Genomic DNA, 18,740 nt, shown 5'->3' with positions numbered 1-18,740 from the left:
TCCTATGCGTATTTTTCTATTAATTCCTGTGCCAAACTTAAGTAATTATTGGCACCTTTACTACCGGCATCATAACTAATTATGCTTTCTCCGTAGCTGGGTGCTTCACTTAAACGAACGTTCCGTTGAATGATTGTTTTAAACACCATTTCATCGAAATGCTTCTTTACTTCATCAACTACCTGGTTAGAGAGACGTAAACGCGAATCGTACATAGTGAGCAATAGCCCCTCGATATCTAGTTCGGGATTGTGGATCTTCTGAACACTTTTTACCGTGTTGAGGAGTTTACCAAGACCTTCCAGGGCAAAATATTCGCACTGAATAGGAATCATCACCGAATCGGCCGCAGTAAGAGCGTTCAGCGTTAAAAGACCCAATGACGGAGCGCAGTCGATGAGAATGTAGTCATACTCATCCTTCAATTCGCTTATAGCGCTCTTCAGCATATATTCCCTCTTGTCTTTATCTACAAGTTCTATCTCAATGGCCACCAGATCTATATGAGCCGGGATAAGATCCAGGTTGGGAGAACTAGTCGATACGATGGCGTCCTTTGCAGACACTGTATGTTCGATCAGGTGATAGGTTCCGTGCTCCACCTGCTCTACATCAATTCCAAGCCCGGAGGTTGCATTTGCCTGGGGATCTGCATCAATCAATAAAACTTTCTTTTCTAATACACCAAGGGATGCCGCCAGATTAACCGAAGTCGTCGTTTTTCCTACCCCCCCTTTTTGGTTTGCAATAGCAATTATTTTACCCATCAGGTTCGTTATAATTTAGCACTAAAAATACGATTAATTATGGGGATAGGAAATCAATTTTGTTAACAGAAAGTGAACAATTCTTACAAATAGCGCAATGCGTCATAATCCGTATATTAGCTTCAAACAATTGGTAAGGTGCGGCTACGTAGATTTTTCAAACTGAAATACTTAGGATTAGCCTTTCTTCTGGGCCTGATCACCGCCGGGATATGGTATTCTCAGCTATCTAACCGTCATAAGGCCATCGTAAAAACACGATTGCTTCACGGCTTGAGAATTATCGATCACGACTGGGAGATCATGGAAAATGACAGCAGTGTGCAATTAGAATCCCCGGAGCTGCTTGTTGATAATATTTATCAATCCATGGATGGGCCACAGGCTATCCTTAACCTTGAGCTTAATTCGGGCGATTCTGGTATAAAGTGGATCACCGGATTTAAAGCCGAAGTTTTCCGCGAGGGAACACAGGAACACAACAACGATTTTCTTTGCCATACCAATATCGATTTCTTTAACGGAGTTCATTATAAAAACCTAAAACTTCCTAAACGCATTAACAGCCAGTATCCCAGGTTGGGCACTTTGTCCAACGGTATCAACCAACTGAACTTTCCGGAGGGGTTCGGGTTTCCCGTAGCCGATAAAGATGCATTTATCATCGCCTCCAGGACGCTTAACCACAATATAGAGGATGCCTTTTTCAAGGTGAAACACAAGATCGAATTCAGTACAAAACCCGCAGAAGCGAATCTAAAACCACTTGTTCCCAAGGCCCTGGTGTTGTTACAGGATTACAACAGAGAAAACCCGGATAACCCCGAACAAAGTGACGCCCCCAACCTCTGCTTACCCCTGGATCTGAAAAATCATTCCTTTCCCAACGAGGATGGCGTACGCTATGCAGCTCACTGGGTGTTGCCCAAGGGAGAACATCTCTATAAATTCAATGTTACCTATCAATTACGATTAACCGAGAATACCACCATACATGCCATGGCGGCGCATCTGCATCCCGATGCGCAGAAATTCACTCTCTACGACCTCACTGCAAACAGAGCAGTGTATACTATCAATTGCGAGAATTACGATGAGAAGATCGGGTTGAAGGATGTATCCACTTATTCCAGCGAGGAGGGATTGCCGCTCTATGCCGATCATGAGTACGAATTACAGCTTCACACTTATAATCCTTCCGACGGATTTAGGGATATGATGGCCGTATTGTTTATCTACGTTTACGACCGGGAAATGGATGAGCATCTAAAGGCCCTTCAGAAACTATAGCCCTAGAGAATTTGTATATGGATGTGGTCGTCCTAATAAATCAGTAATTGCAGTATTATTACCTTTCAGTACTTCAGAATCACTTACTTTTCTTAGCCCGGATCATGGCCTCAAGCATATCCCACATTTCCTGGGGGATTTCTTCAAGCATATTCATCTGGCCGGCTCCTTTTAGCCATTCACCGCCGTCTATGGTAACCACCTCTCCATTGATATACGCGGAGAAGTCGGAAACGAGGTAAGCAGCCAGATTTGCCAATTCCTGATGTTCCCCAACGCGTTTCACGGGAACTTTTTTGGCAAGATCGAATTTTTCCTTGAGGTCACCGGGTAACAACCTGTCCCAGGCACCTTTTGTAGGAAAAGGCCCTGGCGCTATGGCATTGAAGCGCATTCCGTATTTAGCCCATTCCACCGCCAGGGATCTTGTCATCGCAAGAACTCCTGCCTTGGCAGTAGCGCTGGGCACTACGTAGGCCGAGCCGGTCCAGGCGTATGTGGTAACAATATTTAGTACCGTTTTATTGGTTTCTTTTTTATCGATCCAGTGTTTTCCGAAGGCCAAAGTACAATTCTTGGTACCTTTCAGGACGATGTCGATTATGGTATCGAAGGCGTTAGCCGAAAGTCTTTCGGTAGGGGAGATGAAATTCCCGGCGGCATTGTTAAGCAGCACATCCACCGTTCCAAATTCGTTTACAGAGGCTTCCACCATGGCTTCCACCTGGTCGTAATGCCGCACATCGCACTGTACAGGGAGAACTTTTCCTCCCGTTTCAGCTTCCAGTTCCTGCTTAACCGTTTGTAGTTTTTCCAGATTTCGGGAGGTGATCACCACATTGGCGCCCAATTCGAGGAAGTAGGTGGTCATGGACTTACCCAAGCCGCTGCCACCACCAGTAACAACAATAGTTTTTCCTTTTAGCGCATCGTCTCGTAGCATTTTAGCCTTTAGATCCATTCTTTGTTTTTTAGAGCAGTAAATGTAAGGATTAAACCTTAAATATTATGCTTGCATAGTAAATTTATACACCTCACAATGTCTGAACCTGCTATCGCCTTTTATCATGGGATGTTGCACCTTGCCGATATGATCCATTCCTATTTTTTGCATCACCCGTTGGGAAGCCAGATTGGTATCGGTGGCAAAGGCAAGTACTTCCTTCAAGCCAAATTTCGGCCAGGCTGCTTCTAGGCAAGCCCGGGCAGCTTCGGTAGCAAAACCCTTACCCCAGGCAGCTCGTTTTAGTCGCCACCCCATATCCACACAGGGTGTGAATTCGCTTTCCCAAATCTGATTTTTCAATCCTGTGAACCCGATAAATTCACCTGTTTCCAATTCATCTACCGCAAAGTAGGTATAGCCGTATTCCTTGTAATGATCTGAAAGTCTTTTGATAAGATCCAGCGATTCTGCATCGCTTAGCACTGTAGGGAAATGCCTCATTACTTCGGCATCCTTACCCATTTCAATAAAAGGTAATTCGTCTGAGTGTTTCCAGTTCCGAAGTCCAAGTCTGTTTGTTTTTATTATATATTCCATTATTCGGCTACCGAATCGATCAAGATCTGAAGCATTTCAATGGCGGCATCGCTAATACGTGTGCCAGGGCCATAAACCGCCACGGCACCAGCATCGAAGAGAAATTCGTAATCCTGTGGTGGAATAACACCACCAACGATCACCATGATATCATCACGGCCCTGTTTTTTCAGTTCTTCGATTACCTGGGGAACGAGGGTTTTATGTCCGGCCGCCAGGGAGGAAACACCCAGGATATGCACATCGTTCTCCATGGCTTGTTTTGCGGCTTCGGCCGGGGTTTGGAACAACGGACCAATATCCACATCGAAACCTACATCGGCATAACCTGTTGCCACTACTTTGGCACCCCGGTCATGTCCGTCCTGTCCCATTTTGGCGATCATTATTCGAGGACGTCGTCCTTCCAGTTCAGCGAACCGATCTGCCATCGCACGGGCTTTTTCAAAAGAAGGGTCTTTCTGCATTTCTTTACTATACACGCCGCTAAAGGACCGGATCTGCGCTTTATATCGTCCAAACTCCTTTTCCAATGCGTACGAGATCTCTCCAAGGGTCGCACGGTTACGGGCTGCATCTACGGCTAAAGCTAATAAATTTCCGTCACCTGTTTTGGCGCAGTTTGTTAATTTTGCGAGGGCAGTTTCTACCGCTTCACTATTTCTTTCGTTTTTTATCCTTTCAAGACGCGCAATTTGTCCGTTTCTAACCTTTTGGTTATCCACGTCGAGTATATGCAGTGGGTCTTCCTTTTCGAGGCGATACTTGTTTACACCAACAATTATATCCTGGCCGCTATCGATTCGAGCTTGCTTTCGCGCTGCCGCTTCTTCTATACGTAGTTTAGGGATCCCTGCTTCAATGGCCTTGGTCATTCCTCCTAATTCTTCCACTTCCCGAATCAACATCCAGGCCTTATTGGCGATCTCGTGAGTGAGGTTTTCTACATAATAACTACCCGCCCAGGGATCGACCGTTCGCGTAATTTGGGTTTCTTCCTGAAGATAGATCTGGGTATTCCTGGCGATACGTGCCGAGAAATCGGTGGGAAGTGCGATAGCTTCATCCAGGGCATTGGTATGCAGGGACTGCGTACCGCCAAAGGCCGCTGCCGCCGCTTCAATGCAGGTTCTGGCTACGTTGTTAAAAGGATCTTGTTCTGTAAGGCTCCAACCACTGGTTTGGCAATGGGTACGAAGCGATAGCGATTTGGGATTCTTAGGGTTGAATTGTTTTACGAGCTTCGCCCAAAGCATTCTGGCAGCCCTCATTTTGGCAATTTCCATAAAATGATTCATCCCGATGGCCCAGAAGAAAGAAAGCCTGGGAGCGAAAGAATCTATATCCATTCCCGCCGCAATTCCGGTGCGGATGTATTCGAGGCCGTCGGCAAGCGTATAGGCCAGTTCGATATCGCAGGTTGCGCCCGCTTCCTGCATATGATAGCCCGAAATCGAGATGGAATTGAACTTCGGCATTTTCTCTGAGGTGAATTCGAAGATATCACTAATGATCTTCATCGATGGAGCAGGAGGGTAGATGTAAGTGTTTCTAACCATAAACTCCTTTAAAATGTCGTTCTGGATGGTGCCGGCCAGAGCTTCGGGAGAAACGCCTTGTTCTTCAGCAGCAACAATATAAAAAGCCATGATAGGCAGCACCGCACCATTCATCGTCATGGATACGCTCATTTTATCCAGAGGGATCTTATCGAAAAGGATCTTCATGTCCTCCACGCTGTCTATGGCTACGCCTGCTTTTCCCACATCACCAACTACACGCTCGTGATCGCTGTCGTAGCCTCTATGCGTTGCCAGGTCGAAGGCTACAGACAGCCCTTTTTGTCCGGCTGCCAGGTTTCGGCGGTAGAAAGCGTTACTGTCTTCGGCGGTAGAAAACCCCGCGTATTGTCTTATGGTCCATGGCCTGCGAACATACATGGTGGAGTATGGACCTCTAAGGTTGGGGGCGATACCCGCAACAAAGTCCAGGTGATGGATATGATCGAGATCGGAAGGAGTGTATTGTTTTTTAACCGTAATTTCTTCGGCAGTAATCGTGGAATCTACAGATGGGCCCGGTTTATTTTCGGCATTGCCATTTAAACTAAGATGTTCCAAGTTCTTTCTGCTCATCATAGTATAGTTTTTAAAATGTACGGATCGAAATCGGTTTCAAAACTTGTTACCAGTTGAATAAAAACTGTTTTAAGATTGGAAGTAACGATATAACTTGAATTATACCACTCTGTGTTCGTTTCGAGATCGGTTAACTTATAGACAGATTTGAAGACGTATTTTGTTTTGTCGCCGCTGTATTTCGCGGTAACTTTTTCGATCTCTATATTCTTTTTAAGCGCTTCGTAATCCAGGTGAGACCGGATCATACCCAGGAGAGTTTGGGCCTCTTCTTGCTCAATTTGCATGTATTCTACCGTACTTACGGTAAGACTGGAGCGGGATTGATCATCGAAATAAATATAGAACGAACCCCGTGCATCCTTTAATTTATTGATCCTTTTAATTTCCGATTCGTACTCCTGTCCGTCCAACACAGAATCCAGCACCTTTTGGAATTTGGAGACCGAATAACGGGTAAAATCGTGAGGCAGGAAGATCTTGGTGCCATCTTCTTCCAGCAAATGGTAGGTGCCCGGCGGTTCCTCATCGGCTTCGATCTCTGTCCAGACAACAGCTTCAAGAGCTTTGTCCACACAGGCCGTGAGGACGAGAGTTATAGTTACCAGCAGTATATATTTAATTTTCATTATCAAGCCTTTCTTTTTCCAGGGGTTCGGCCAGGCGACGCTCGATGATAGGTTCGATGAGCGTTTTTCTTGGCTTGTTCTTTACGAACGGAAATAATTCGATGGTGTCTTTCATTCTATCAGCGGTGTTGGGATACTTATTTGTACCCAGGAGTGCCAGTTTTCCCTCCTCGAACATTTTCTGTTCCTTTTGTGCGCTTTCTTTTATTTTCTTCTGAATGGTGCCCTGTTTCAGCATTTTCAGGAATCCGCCGTTCGCTTCGATCTCTTTAAAAAGTGCCAGGGCGGCTTCAGCCAGCTGATCGGTGAGCGCTTCGATATAATACGTTCCATCCGCAGGATTGGATACTGCATCGAAATAACTTTCCGACTTCAGAATGAGCAATTGGTTGCGGGAGATCCGTTCGCCAAATTCGTTGCTTTTATGATAGATAGCATCATAGGGGAGGTTACTTACGGCATTGGCACCACCCAGTACGGCACTCATACATTCGGTGGTGGTACGCAGCATATTCACGTTATAATCGTAAATGGTTTTATTTCGCTGCGACGGGACTGCAAGGATATTACACTTTGGGTTCATGCCGAATTCCTGTGCTAGTACCGAGTACAATTTCCGTAGCGCCCTTATTTTAGCTATTTCGAAGAAGTAATTATTTCCAACAGCAACTTTAAAATTTACAAGCAGATCTTTTTTATTGCTGAAGTGATGCAGGTATTCGTTACAATGTGCCAACCCATAGGCTAATTGCTGAACACTATGAGCTCCGGCGTTTTGATACAAGGCCATATCCACACCTAAGATCGCTTCCGAAGAAAATTCAGAAAAAAGATTATCAAGGATCTCATGGTCCTGTTTAAGATTAGTATACCAATTGCCACTTCGCGCCAGGTTACCAAGGAGGTCGATATTGTAAAATACACAGGCTTGTTTTTCGCTTAGATAGGTTTGCAGCTTCCTTTGAAATTCAAGATTCAGGAAACGCAGATCGAAATACAAGGTAGCTTCCGAGAAATCGAAACCAGTGAACATGGGTTCTATCTCGAAGGAATTTTCGGCAATAAGAAGCAGGGCTTCCGCTCCGCGGTCCATGGCGTCCAGGGCCAGTTTGTTGGCGATGGCCACGTCATCAATAAAAACCTGTTGAACGATCTCCCACTGCTGAGGTTGACCCGGAATGGGCTCGAAAGCAGACTTAAAATCATCGGGGTGATAGAACGGTTTTACGTGGATGCCCTCGGGAGATTGCCAGATGAGGGTGTCGTTATAATCGGCACCTTTAAGGTCCACCTGTATCTTTTGCTTCCAGGCTTTAGCCGAAACCCCGTCAAATTCATCGAATAAGTTAGTCATTGTGGTCTTTATTTTTCAGGCTGTCTTCGTGCTCTATAATATAAATGTCTTCATTCTCCTTTTTCAGATAGTACTTTTCCCTGGCAAATTTTTCCATTTCGGCACTGTCTTTCATCTTCTCTATAAAAGCTTTGTCCTTTTCAATTTCCTGCTTGTAGAATTCTTTATTCTCTTCCAGGCCTTTAATATCCTGATCCAATTCCCGGTGAATAAAGAACGAATTGGTGTCGAAAAAAATCATCCACACGATAAAAAAGATAAGTATGAGTACATAGGTACTACTAAATACCAGGAACCATTTTTTCTTTTTTATTTCTGAAAATTTCACAGTTAGTTGTCCAGCTTCTGATGAATAATATTTCGAATTAGATCCACGGCCACGGTATTATATCTATTTGTCGGGATGATAATATCTGCGTATTCCTTGGTTGGTTCTATAAACTCCTGATGCATAGGTTTTAGTGTGGTCTGGTATCGATTAAGCACCTCGTTGAGATCGCGCCCTCGTTCCACGATATCCCTTTTTAATCTACGTATCAGGCGTTCGTCGCTATCGGCATGAACATACACTTTAATGTCGAACAGTTCGCGAATTTCGGGATGCGTAAGGATAAGGATACCTTCAACGATCACCACTTTTTTAGGATGGGTGGTAATGGTTTCTGAAGTTCGGTTATGTTCTACAAACGAGTAAACCGGTTGTTCGAAGGAGTTGCCTTTTTTTAGTTCCTTTAGGTGAGTAGACAAAAGATCGAAATCGATAGCCTTGGGATGATCGAAATTGATCTTCACCCTTTCCTCGTAAGTTAGGTGGCTAATATCTTTATAATACGAATCTTGTGAAATGATACATACTTCTCCTTCCGGTAATTGTTCTATGATCTGCTGAACGACCGTTGTTTTACCACTCCCTGTACCTCCGGCGATACCTATAATAAGCATAGATTCTTGGTTTGTACAAAAGTAGGAATAATGTTAGACAGAAAACATGATCTTTACCATATTTCCTTAAGTATTGGTTTATTTTTTAACGGCAGCAACTTCCGATGGGGTAACCATTTTATCGAGAGTGTTACCCCAGGAGGACATGATGTAGTTCATTACATCTGCCACCTCTTCATCACTAAGTCCCATGGGCACCATGATATTGTCGTAAATTTCCCCGTTCACTTCTATCTTCCCGGATTGGCCGTATTTCACAGCGTGGATGCTTTCGGTACGTTTTTCTATTAACCAGTTGGACCCGGCCAAAGGAGGAAACGTACCTGTAATGCCCATCCCGTTTGCCATGTGGCACTGCATGCAGAAATCGGTATAGATAAGGCCACCTCGCTCTTTCGATCTGCTTAACTCATCCTGAGCCATAGAGAGATCTGCCACTTCAGGTTGATTTTTTTCTGAAGCATTTTTAGTAGATGAATTGCAGGCGAATAATAGACTTACTACCAGGTTAAGGACGAAGATATAGTTGAATGTTCTGTGCATGATCTCTTTAAATAATTCTTTCAAAAGTACGGTAAAACCTCAAGTTGGCAAGTCACCATTGGTTGAATATTGCAAAATTCCATCGGATCGCTCACTCTAACAAATTGAAATTTTTCAAACTATGATAAATGTCAATTTTCCGGATTTTCGGTGCTGACAATTATCATAGATTAAACTACAAGCGGTATTTAGTTTTGTATCAAATGTTACACAAAAGTCTTCACATGATGAAAAAGTTTAATCTATTGATGTTAGTGTTTTTTGTTTCGTTTTACGGTTTTTCTCAAGCAGGAGATATTGCCATGAACGATGCAGTACAACCCACGAATAAACTAAGTTACAAACTTAATTCTTCGGGATCGAATTTTACTATTAAAGGAACCTCGTCATTACATGACTGGGAGATGATCTCGAAATCTTTTAGCGGAAAACTCGATTTCGATCATGTAACTGATGGAGATCTTAAAATACACAATATCGAGGTAAAAGTGGGTGTAAAAACCCTCGAGAGTGGTAAGCGCGTCATGGACAATAAATGTTATGATGCCCTTAAGAGTGACAGCCATCCTAGCATCACCTACCGACTTAATAAAGTAGAATCCATACAACATACAGGCAGCGATAATTACACAGCAAAATTAATAGGGACGCTATCCATTGCGGGTAAAACCAGGACAGTTACTATTGATACTAAAATCGCAGTAGTAGGAGGTAAGGTGATCATAAAAGGTGAAAAACCATTGAAAATGTCCGATTTCGATGTGGAACCACCTACTGCCTTGCTAGGGACCTTAAAAACCGGAAATGATATTATAATTGATTTTAACCTTAATTACAATTAACCATGAAACACATTGTAAAACAACTAATCGTATTAAGTTTATTGCTGGGAGTAACCTTCTCCTATGCACAAAATAAACGAAGTTTAAATAACTTCAGAGAGCCTGACAAGCAGGGCATCAATGTTTTTGAAGCGCCTAAAGACACGGCTATTGTAAAAGCCTTCGACGGAGTGAGGGTAAGAGTAGGTGGATCATCGGCTTTACAATTTCAAGCTATAGATCATGAGAATGGCTTTGTGGCTACCGACAACCCTTCCAGTCCTTGGTACGAAATGGTACCATTGATAGAGATAGGCGACAATTTCAACCTGGCTACCGCCAATTTAGACCTGGATGTAGAATTGGGCGATGGATTAAGAATGCACTTAAGAACGTATTTGTCTTCAAGACACCACCCGGAACCTTATGTAAAAGGAGGTTATCTGCAAATTGATAATCTTAATTTTATAAAGGAGGGTACTTTAAGTGACCTGATGAAGCATGTAACTGTGAAGTTAGGACATATGGAGCAGAACTATGGAGACCAGCACTTCAGAAGATCAGACAACTCATCTGCAATTTATAATCCATTTGTTGGGAATACCATATTGGATGCTTTTACCACAGAAGTTGGAGGAGAAATCTATTATCGAAACAACGGTTGGCTAGTTATGGTGGGTATGTCTAATGGTAAATTGAACCAGGCGGTGAACAACCCGGACACCACTTCACCTTCCTTATTGGGTAAAGTAGGATGGGATAAGCAATTGAGCAATGACCTGAGAGTACGTTTAACCGGATCTATTTACAACACGGCTCATGCAGCGCGAGTTTATCTATATTCTGCCGACCGTACAGGTTCCAGATACTATTTTGTATTAGAAGATGCTGAAGCAAGTGCTTCCGGTAATTTCCGTTCCGGCCGTTACGATCCGGGATTCAGAAATGAAATCACAGCTATTATGATCAACCCATTTGTGAAATACCAGGGACTTGAGGTATTCGGTTTGGTGGAATTAACCAGCGGACGCTCCGATTCTGAATTTGAAGCTACAACCCCTCTAACTGAAAAGCGTAGAGATTGGACACAATATATGATAGAAGTTCTATACCGGTTTGGAAACAACGAGAATTTCTACGTAGGTGGACGATACAATAGCGCAAGTGGAGAAGAAGCTGGCTCCGGACTGGATGTCACTATCGACAGATTTAATATAGGTGGAGGTGTATTCCTTACCAAGAATGTACTGGCTAAATTAGAATATGTAAACCAGACCTACGACGGTTTTGCTCCCGGTAATATTTACAATGAAGGTAAATTTAGCGGAGTAGTGGTAGAATCTGTAATAAGTTTCTAGTTTAATTTTTTGTTAATGAAAGGGGCCTGTATCGGCCCCTTTTTTATTTTGGCAGGATCTTGTAGATTCCGTCACCTTCAACAGCAACATAAATAAAACCATCAGGACCCTGTTTTACATTTCTCACCCTGCCTATACCCTCGGCGATCTTTTCTCTTCCTATTACTTTATTGCCTTTCAGTTTAACCAATTCTACATAGTTAAATTTTAGAGATCCTACCAGTAGATGACCTTTCCATTCCGGATAGGTGTCGCCCGTAACGAAGGTCATTCCACAGGGAGCGATAGAAGGCGTCCAGTAATAAACAGGTTGTTCCATTCCCGGCCGCGCTGTTTCCTCGGTGAACTTTGTACCGCTGTAGTTTACGCCATACGAAATCACCGGCCAGCCATAATTTGCCCTCTTTTTAACGATATTGATCTCATCGCCACCTTTTGGGCCATGTTCGTGCATCCATATTTCACCCGTTTCGGGATGTTTAGCCATTCCCTGGGGATTCCGGTTCCCGTAGGTAAAAATTGCAGGTTTGGCTCCCATTTCATTAACAAAGGGATTGGTGACAGGAATCTTTCCATCGTCGTAAAGGCGATAGATCTTCCCTCCATCTCTGGTAATATCCTGAGGATTTTTATCACGATCACCTCGCTCCCCGATGCTGAAATACAGATACCCCTCATTGTCGAATTCTATTCTGGAGCCAAAATGCTGGCCACTGGTTGAATTTGGACTGGCTTTATACAAGTGCTGGATATTTATTAGTTTTCCTTCCAGTAACATTGCCCGGCTTAATTTGGTATGACCTCCTTTACCTTCTCCTTCAGGTGAAGCATATGTAAAATAGATCCAAGGATTTTCCTTATAATTAGGATGTATCTCAATATCCATTAGACCACCCTGACCCCGCACATAGATCTCCGGCACGTTTTCAACATTAGTTTTCACTCCATTTTTAATGTGAAGGATCTCTCCGCGTTTTTCGGTGATTAGCATGCTGCCATCAGGCAACCACGTCATGCCCCAGGGATTGCTAAGATTATCGACTACACGAACTGTTGAATATGTTCGGGCTGTGTTAGATTTAATGGCAACGTCGTTCTCTTTTACCGGTTCTTTACAGGCAAATATCAGCAGCAAGGGTAACAGGAAAATCACAATTTTTTTCATAGGGATCTCATTTCTGAAAAGGTACTAAAAAACGTTTGAAAAATAAATAAAAGGAATATATTTGCAATCCAATTTTCGGGGTGTAGCGTAGCCCGGTTATCGCGCCTGCTTTGGGAGCAGGAGGTCGCAGGTTCGAATCCTGCCACCCCGACCAATGAAAGTCGGACACAGAAAGTGTCCGACTTTTTTATTTCCACAAGGCTGAAGCTGGCTTCACGGCCGCGGTGGGAATAAAAAAGTAAGGGAAGCAAAGCTTCCCCGACTTTCATTGAGCTTCACCCCCCAATCAGGATCACGCGAGGTACGAGCGTAATCCTGGGAATGAAATAGACCCTGAATCAAGTTCAGGGTGACAGAGGGAGGTGAAGCAAAGCTTCCCCGACTTTCATTGAGCTTCACCCCCCAATCAGGATCACGCGAGGTACGAGCGTAATCCTGGGAATGAAATAGACCCTGAATCAAGTTCAGGGTGACACAGGGAGATGAAGCAAAACTTCCCCGACTTTCATTGAGCAACACCCCTCCAATCAGCATCACGCGAGGTACGAGCGTAATCTTGGGAATAAAATAGACCCTGAATCAAGTTCAGGGTGACACAGGGAGATGAAGCAAAGCTTCCCCGACTTTCATTGAGCAATATATTTAGTGAAGTGATAAAAAATATGATAACTCCGATTGCTTCTTTGTTTAACTATTATTTGTAACTATCGTTCTAATAATGCATCCAAAACAATACAATTAGAAGTAGCTGTATGGGTTTTATTTTTCCTTATAAATCGAAAGTTATAAGCATCCTAAATATTAATCACGATGTAATTTTATTGCGAATTACAAAACCATATAAATACATTTTCAAAATAGGGCAAGCAGTTGATATGAGTATTGATAAACCCGGTTATGAATTATCGGTGTCTTCTTTTACGTTATCAAATGTACCAGATGATGACTACCTGGAATTTATTATAAAAGTTTATCCAAGAAAAAATGGACTTTCCAAAGGTATAGCTCAGTTAGTGCCTAACGATACAATTCAGCTATCCAACGCATGGGATGTGTATACATATAATGGGTGCGGGACTTTTATTGCCGCCGGGACTGGTATTACGCCCTTTTTGCCGATATTTAAGGAGATGGAAGATAAAGGAATTGATATAAAAAAGCACCATAGTCTTATCTACGCCAATAAAACGAAGGATGATATATTGTTTTATAAAAAATTGAAACAATTATTCCATTCCAAATTATTGATTTTCCTGAGCAGAACCAAATACAAAAATTTTTATTTTGGAAAAGTCAATCAGGAGTATTTGTCGGAATTTATATCCATTTCGGAACAGAAATTTTATATCTGTGGTCCCATGCATTTCGAAATTGATATCAAATCATTTTTAATTAACCTAGGTGTGAAAAAAGACAACATTCAAACAGGATATCAGTTTTGATCACCTTAGTAATAATACATATATACTAATGACAGATGGAACATCAGGCAGCGAAAGTAACGTTTATGTACTAGAAGAATCAACTGGTGAAAGACAGTTACTTTTTGAAAAAATCAATAATTTTTCCGAACATTTTTTATCTACCCTAAATAGTCAAAAGGCATTTCAGAATAACACACATAAGGATAAAGAAGATGATTTGTTCTTCCTAATTGATGAGAATAAAACCACAATTGACCAAATTCTTGAATTTTACCAGGATCGAGTGCTTAATACAGGACTAAACCCTGCATCCGGTGGTCATTTGGGCTATATTCCGGGAGGTGGAATTTACAGCGCCGCCCTTGGTGATTATCTGGCAGCCGTCACGAACAGATATGCCGGAATATTTTATGCTTCTCCCGGCGCTGTTAGAATGGAAGATGCTTTGATAGACTGGACAGCCAAATTAATTGGATATAAGGAAGGTTACGGTGGTAATTTGACTTCCGGTGGTAGTATGGCCAACCTAATAGCGCTTCATACTGCAAAACATCACAAAGGTGTGGATAACACCAATGTAGATAAAGGTGTGATTTATTGTTCTTCACAGACCCATCACAGTATTCAAAAGGCTTTAAAGGTAATAGGGTTAGAGACAAGTATTGTTAGAGAAATCTCTCTGGATCCACAATTTAAAATCTCTCTGGATGCTTTAAAACTCCAGATAGAGAAAGATACTGAAGAAGGGCTTGTCCCTTTTCTCTTAATAGCTAACGGAGGATCAACAGACGTGGGAGCTGTAGATCCTTTATTGGAATTAAGTAGTATTGCCAAAGAATTTGACCTATGGTATCATGTGGACGCTGCCTATGGTGGATATTTTATGTTAACTGCCTTAGGTAAAGACAAGCTTAAAGGATTAGAATTGGCAGATTCGGTAATTTTAGACCCTCATAAAGGATTGTTTATGCCCTATGGTTTGGGCATGGTGTTAGTAAAAAATGTCAAGCACCTCATGGCTGCACATACTTATAAGGCCAATTATATGCGTGATGCGATGACAGAATCGCAATTGTCACCTGCCGATCTTTCGCCAGAATTAAGTAAACACTTCAGAGGGCTTCGGATGTGGCTACCACTTAAATTATACGGGGAGCAGGTATTCGGAGATTACCTGGATGAAAAGTTATATTTAGCATATTACCTGTATCAACAACTTATTTCCATTGGATATAAAGTACTATGTGAACCGGATTTAAGCGTTGTAGTTTTCAGACTGGAGATTAAAGGTCATGAAAGTGATGTATTAAATAAGTTCGTTTTAGATTACATAAAAAATGATGGTAGAATATTTATTTCCTCCACCATTTTAGACAATAAGTTAACATTGCGTGCTGCGATTTTATCCTTTAGAACTCATAAGGAGGAAATAGACTTATTGTTACTTTTATTGAAAAGAATCAAAGCACATCTCGATATTTAAAGTTTATATTTAAGTTGTTTTCTATATGCTAGTATTGCTACAACTATAATTATTGCTAATGAATAATATACAAACCCGGGCGTGACAATATTATCCCCTTTAGCATAAGAATGAAGTCCGGACAAGTAAAAATTCACACCAAAATAAGTCATCAGGATACTGTAAAAGGCAATTACGCTTACTGTAGCAAATAGCCATTTGCTTTTTAATTTTGGCAGAAGCCTTAAATGTATAATGAGTGCATACAGCAGTATGCTTATTAGGGCCCAGGTTTCTTTGGGATCCCAGGCCCAGTATCGTCCCCAACTTTCATTTGCCCACATCGCTCCCAGGAAGTTCCCTATGGTCAATAATACCAAACCTATTGTTAGGGCAGATTCGTTAATCAATAATAATTTTTTAATATTCAGCTTTAAAATTTCATGATTGTTTTTGTGGAGGAATGTCATGAGCACTAAGCTTAAAAACCCCAAAATCATCCCTATGGCGAATGGCCCATAACTAGCCACTATAATTGCAACATGAATCATCAACCAATACGAATTCAACACCGGCTGTAAATTAGCAATGGAGGGGTCTAACCAATTCCAGTGAGCAACCATCAATATCATCGAGACAACAAAGGATGTCACGGCAAGGGTTAATTTGGATTTTCGTCCCAAAATTAGCCCAAAGAGCATAGTTGCCCAACTAATATAGATTATGGATTCGTAAGCGTCACTCCATGGTGCATGACCCGATACATACCAACGCATAACCAGTCCTAATGAATGCAAAAAAAAGCAGACATAAATGAGTGCCTTTGATATGAATACCAAAGTAGAAAGTATTTTATTTTTTTGGAACATAAACAGTAAGGCGCTTATTAGCATGAGAACCCCCGCGTATAAATACCAGGAAAAGAGCTTTTTAAAAATATCGTATTTGTTATATGCGATTTCGGCTTTGATCTGGCTGTCACTTGGTCTTACCCCGGCGCCATATTTTAATTGATACTTCTCGATAGTATTTAGAAGAAAATTTGACTCATCATAATTATGTTGGTTTTGTGCTTCGTTCAGACTTGAGGCATACAAGGGGATAATTTGTGAAATAAATAAAGAATCCTTTGATGGAATTAGATGCTGTTGTAAGTCGGTGGGTGCAATCCATTTGTTATTTGGGTCGTTTGGCACCGGAAATAGTTTTAAGACTGCTCCACTTAAATTGTTATAAAATAAATTTACCCTCTGGTCTACTTCTATAAAATCCTTTTCGAATTGATTGGGAACGGCCGACATATATGCGGTATTCACAAATTTGCTTAATTTGTAGGAACCATCCTCTTTAAAAAAATTTGACAGGGAAATATGTTTATCGATTCCTTTTACGCCTAAGACACTTCTAAGACTATCATTATCCTGTTTCACATAGATTAAGGGTATATTATACCATAATTCCGGAAACTGGATCATCGAGATTAAAACTTGATCGGAATTTAGATCTAAATAATGGTCCTGTTTACTGATCTTCCGCAGAATCTCTGAAGAAAATGTGTTGATGGGCATCATACGCCCATCTATATCCTGAATTACCAAGCTCCCGAATTTCATGGCCAATTGTTCCGGTACTCGGTGCTTTAATACAATGGAGTCTAGTTTCTGTTGTACTTCTTTATGTGGTAGAGAATCTTTTTGGGCATGTCCATATCCCAGGCTAAAAAGAAATAGACATACCACAAATTTCTTGCTTGATTTCTGCTCCAATATTCTAAGCTGATTAGTAATTATACCGAATCTGGTGTGTTTGCTAAAGAGGATCATTAGTAATCCCAGGAATAAAGAAAAGTAGCCTATATATGTTACCCATGTACCAACTCTGTCATGATTTACGGCTAATATGGTTCCTTGTTCGTCCGGATGGAATGAAGCTTGAAAAAATCGATAGCCTTTATAGTCCAGCACGTGATTCATAAAAATAGCTGCCTCGAAGATATTCTCCGGATCCGAAACCTGGACATCACTCCTAAAACCCGCATAGCTATTGGTAGTACCGGGATATTTGTCGGCTTTAAATTTTTGTAGTTCAATATTAAACGGAAGACTATGTGGAATACCACCATATGATATTGTAAACTTATATCCTCCAACAAGTTCTGTGATCGGTACGCCAATTTTTTGTTTATTTCCAAATACGGTGATCACTTTTTCATGAGTAGCAATTTTTATTTTTAGTTGTAAGGCATCATCTGTTGTATTTCCCGACACATTATTACTTTCAATAGTTAAAGTCCCTTTTTTTAATTCCTCCGGAACAACAAATTGCATTTCATTGATTGTGTACAGAGCTTTTAATGCAAGTGGCGTGATTCTATCTTTGGTCACGGCATGGCTTTCCTGACTCGCCATGTTCAATACAGATCCGTTAAACGGAGAAAGAAGGAATAACGACTCATTTCTAATCAAGAAGTTCACCGCATCCTTGGTAGGTCTGTTCAGGGCGAATTTTCCATTTTGCACGGCAACAACCTCACCTTCTTTAATGTATATATCTTGTTTTTTACCATTTATTACACTTACTATCTTCAGGTAGTTTTCTCCCATTTCATCATTCAGTAGCACATTATTGGCGTTTTCAATAAATTTTAAATATTCAATTTCGATCCTTTGATTGTCAACGTGAGTTTCTATTGAGAAACTATTATGTATCGGTGTTTGTTGTGATAGGAGTAGAGGTTTGGAAAGGGATTGTTTTATTAATTTATCGCCCACAGGTTTTTCGATAGTAACATTTAAATGTGCTTTATCGATAAGCATTTCACGGGTCCTTTGCCCTTCGCGTATAGACATAAGTCCTTCAAACCCATAGTATCGTGAAATAAATGCCCCGAGGATGATTAATACCAATGATAAATGCACCAATAGAACCGGCAATTTTGTTCTATATGTAAGGGCGTAACGTTTTATATTACTGAAAAAATTTACAACAAAAAGTACCATAAGACCTTCGAACCACCAACTGTTGTAAACCAGGATTCTTGCGGTATTAGAACCGGAATCATGCTCTATAAAGGTTGCTACACCCATTGCCGCAGCCATTAAAATGAACAACGTAACCATTAACCATAATGATTGTAAAAACATGAAGAGTTTACTTGATATTCTCAGGATGAAATTCATTTTTATTGCGTATAGGAAAGGTTTTTATAAATAAAAAAGCCCGAGAACAACATTCCTTTTTGTGCGTTCCCGGGACTTTTCAATCGCATAATCAACTAACTAATTCACTAATCTAAATACAACCA

General features: G+C 41.4%; 16 protein-coding genes and 1 tRNA gene. 6 read left to right on the top strand and 11 right to left on the bottom strand.

The genetic code is table 11. The features are described 5' to 3' along the window. Positions 1-2: 2 nt before the first annotated feature. Positions 3-767 (bottom strand): ParA family protein, encoded by a 765-nt coding sequence (locus C5O00_RS00615; protein WP_105213996.1) that lies wholly within the window; start codon positions 765-767, stop codon positions 3-5. Between the two features lie 138 nt (positions 768-905). Between C5O00_RS00615 and C5O00_RS00610 the strand changes: the two genes are divergently transcribed. After that, on the top strand, positions 906-2,057 hold the full coding sequence (locus C5O00_RS00610; RefSeq protein WP_105213994.1) for a hypothetical protein: 1,152 nt from the start codon (positions 906-908) through the stop codon (positions 2,055-2,057). A gap of 79 nt (positions 2,058-2,136) precedes the next feature. Here the strand turns inward: C5O00_RS00610 and C5O00_RS00605 are convergent, their stop codons facing one another. From C5O00_RS00605 to C5O00_RS00570, 8 genes are all read right to left on the bottom strand, one after another. Then, positions 2,137-3,018 (bottom strand): SDR family oxidoreductase, encoded by an 882-nt coding sequence (locus C5O00_RS00605; RefSeq protein ID WP_105213992.1) that lies wholly within the window; start codon positions 3,016-3,018, stop codon positions 2,137-2,139. A 45-nt stretch (positions 3,019-3,063) separates the two neighbouring features. Then, entirely contained in the window at positions 3,064-3,600 is a 537-nt protein-coding gene (locus C5O00_RS00600; RefSeq protein ID WP_105213990.1) for a GNAT family N-acetyltransferase, read from the bottom strand. After that, positions 3,600-5,735 carry a methylmalonyl-CoA mutase gene (gene scpA / locus C5O00_RS00595; protein WP_105213988.1) on the bottom strand — a complete coding sequence of 712 codons (2,136 nt, stop codon included), beginning with the start codon at positions 5,733-5,735 and terminating at the stop codon, positions 3,600-3,602. The genes C5O00_RS00600 and scpA overlap by 1 nt, the downstream gene beginning before the upstream one ends. Next, a complete protein-coding gene (locus tag C5O00_RS00590) occupies positions 5,735-6,367 on the bottom strand; it encodes a hypothetical protein (protein WP_105213986.1) in 633 nt (210 codons plus the stop codon). Before C5O00_RS00590 ends, scpA begins: the two co-directional genes overlap by 1 nt. Next, positions 6,357-7,721 carry a methylmalonyl-CoA mutase subunit beta gene (locus C5O00_RS00585; RefSeq protein ID WP_105213984.1) on the bottom strand — a complete coding sequence of 455 codons (1,365 nt, stop codon included), beginning with the start codon at positions 7,719-7,721 and terminating at the stop codon, positions 6,357-6,359. Before C5O00_RS00585 ends, C5O00_RS00590 begins: the two co-directional genes overlap by 11 nt. Further along, complete coding sequence (locus tag C5O00_RS00580) at positions 7,714-8,049, bottom strand: FtsB family cell division protein (RefSeq protein WP_105213982.1); 336 nt, start codon at positions 8,047-8,049, stop codon at positions 7,714-7,716. Before C5O00_RS00580 ends, C5O00_RS00585 begins: the two co-directional genes overlap by 8 nt. Positions 8,050-8,051: 2 nt before the next feature. Continuing rightward, a complete protein-coding gene (gene udk, locus C5O00_RS00575) occupies positions 8,052-8,663 on the bottom strand; it encodes a uridine kinase (RefSeq protein WP_105213981.1) in 612 nt (203 codons plus the stop codon). Between the two features lie 78 nt (positions 8,664-8,741). After that, entirely contained in the window at positions 8,742-9,230 is a 489-nt protein-coding gene (locus C5O00_RS00570) for a c-type cytochrome (protein WP_244593005.1), read from the bottom strand. Positions 9,231-9,430: 200 nt separating this feature from the next. On the opposite strand from C5O00_RS00570, the gene C5O00_RS00565 reads away from it, so the two are divergent. Next, positions 9,431-10,048, top strand: a complete 618-nt coding sequence (locus tag C5O00_RS00565; RefSeq protein ID WP_158676742.1) for a YceI family protein — start codon at positions 9,431-9,433, stop codon at positions 10,046-10,048. A 2-nt stretch (positions 10,049-10,050) separates the two neighbouring features. Further along, the gene (locus tag C5O00_RS00560; protein ID WP_105213975.1) at positions 10,051-11,385 is read left to right on the top strand and encodes a hypothetical protein; all 1,335 of its coding nucleotides are present in this window, start codon (positions 10,051-10,053) and stop codon (positions 11,383-11,385) included. A 43-nt stretch (positions 11,386-11,428) separates the two neighbouring features. Here C5O00_RS00560 and C5O00_RS00555 read toward each other — a convergent pair whose 3' ends face one another. Next, positions 11,429-12,550 carry a PQQ-dependent sugar dehydrogenase gene (locus C5O00_RS00555; RefSeq protein ID WP_105213973.1) on the bottom strand — a complete coding sequence of 374 codons (1,122 nt, stop codon included), beginning with the start codon at positions 12,548-12,550 and terminating at the stop codon, positions 11,429-11,431. 76 nt (positions 12,551-12,626) lie between these two features. Here C5O00_RS00555 and C5O00_RS00550 point away from each other — a divergent pair. The 3 genes from C5O00_RS00550 to C5O00_RS00540 all read left to right on the top strand — a co-directional run bounded on the left by C5O00_RS00550 (position 12,627) and on the right by C5O00_RS00540 (position 15,457). After that, a tRNA-Pro gene (locus tag C5O00_RS00550) sits at positions 12,627-12,704 on the top strand. A gap of 598 nt (positions 12,705-13,302) precedes the next feature. Then, on the top strand, positions 13,303-13,992 hold the full coding sequence (locus C5O00_RS00545; protein ID WP_105213971.1) for a ferredoxin reductase domain-containing protein: 690 nt from the start codon (positions 13,303-13,305) through the stop codon (positions 13,990-13,992). Positions 13,993-14,020: 28 nt separating this feature from the next. Then, the gene (locus C5O00_RS00540; RefSeq protein ID WP_105213969.1) at positions 14,021-15,457 is read left to right on the top strand and encodes a pyridoxal phosphate-dependent decarboxylase family protein; all 1,437 of its coding nucleotides are present in this window, start codon (positions 14,021-14,023) and stop codon (positions 15,455-15,457) included. On the opposite strand, the gene ccsA is transcribed toward C5O00_RS00540, so the two are convergent. After that, positions 15,454-18,579, bottom strand: coding sequence for a cytochrome c biogenesis protein CcsA (ccsA, locus tag C5O00_RS00535; protein ID WP_105217532.1), 3,126 nt, complete (start codon positions 18,577-18,579; stop codon positions 15,454-15,456). The two genes, C5O00_RS00540 and ccsA, sit on opposite strands and share 4 nt — an antisense overlap. Positions 18,580-18,740: the final 161 nt, after the last annotated feature.

The organism is Pukyongia salina (assembly GCF_002966125.1).
Taxonomy (GTDB): Bacteria; Bacteroidota; Bacteroidia; order Flavobacteriales; family Flavobacteriaceae; genus Pukyongia; species Pukyongia salina.
The sequence above is the reverse complement of the archived record's forward strand: the minus strand, read 5'-3'. Positions and strand labels throughout refer to the sequence as shown.

Coding starts and splice junctions, on each gene's coding strand:
- C5O00_RS00545 (WP_105213971.1), top strand. CDS start 13,303: ATGGGTTTTATTTTTCCTTATAAATCGAAAGTTATAAGCATCCTAAAT.
- udk (WP_105213981.1), bottom strand. CDS start 8,663: ATGCTTATTATAGGTATCGCCGGAGGTACAGGGAGTGGTAAAACAACG.
- ccsA (WP_105217532.1), bottom strand. CDS start 18,579: ATGTTTTTACAATCATTATGGTTAATGGTTACGTTGTTCATTTTAATG.
- scpA (WP_105213988.1), bottom strand. CDS start 5,735: ATGAGCAGAAAGAACTTGGAACATCTTAGTTTAAATGGCAATGCCGAA.
- C5O00_RS00565 (WP_158676742.1), top strand. CDS start 9,431: ATGATGAAAAAGTTTAATCTATTGATGTTAGTGTTTTTTGTTTCGTTT.
- C5O00_RS00615 (WP_105213996.1), bottom strand. CDS start 767: ATGGGTAAAATAATTGCTATTGCAAACCAAAAAGGGGGGGTAGGAAAA.
- C5O00_RS00600 (WP_105213990.1), bottom strand. CDS start 3,600: ATGGAATATATAATAAAAACAAACAGACTTGGACTTCGGAACTGGAAA.
- C5O00_RS00585 (WP_105213984.1), bottom strand. CDS start 7,721: ATGACTAACTTATTCGATGAATTTGACGGGGTTTCGGCTAAAGCCTGG.
- C5O00_RS00590 (WP_105213986.1), bottom strand. CDS start 6,367: ATGAAAATTAAATATATACTGCTGGTAACTATAACTCTCGTCCTCACG.
- C5O00_RS00605 (WP_105213992.1), bottom strand. CDS start 3,018: ATGGATCTAAAGGCTAAAATGCTACGAGACGATGCGCTAAAAGGAAAA.
- C5O00_RS00555 (WP_105213973.1), bottom strand. CDS start 12,550: ATGAAAAAAATTGTGATTTTCCTGTTACCCTTGCTGCTGATATTTGCC.
- C5O00_RS00560 (WP_105213975.1), top strand. CDS start 10,051: ATGAAACACATTGTAAAACAACTAATCGTATTAAGTTTATTGCTGGGA.
- C5O00_RS00540 (WP_105213969.1), top strand. CDS start 14,021: ATGACAGATGGAACATCAGGCAGCGAAAGTAACGTTTATGTACTAGAA.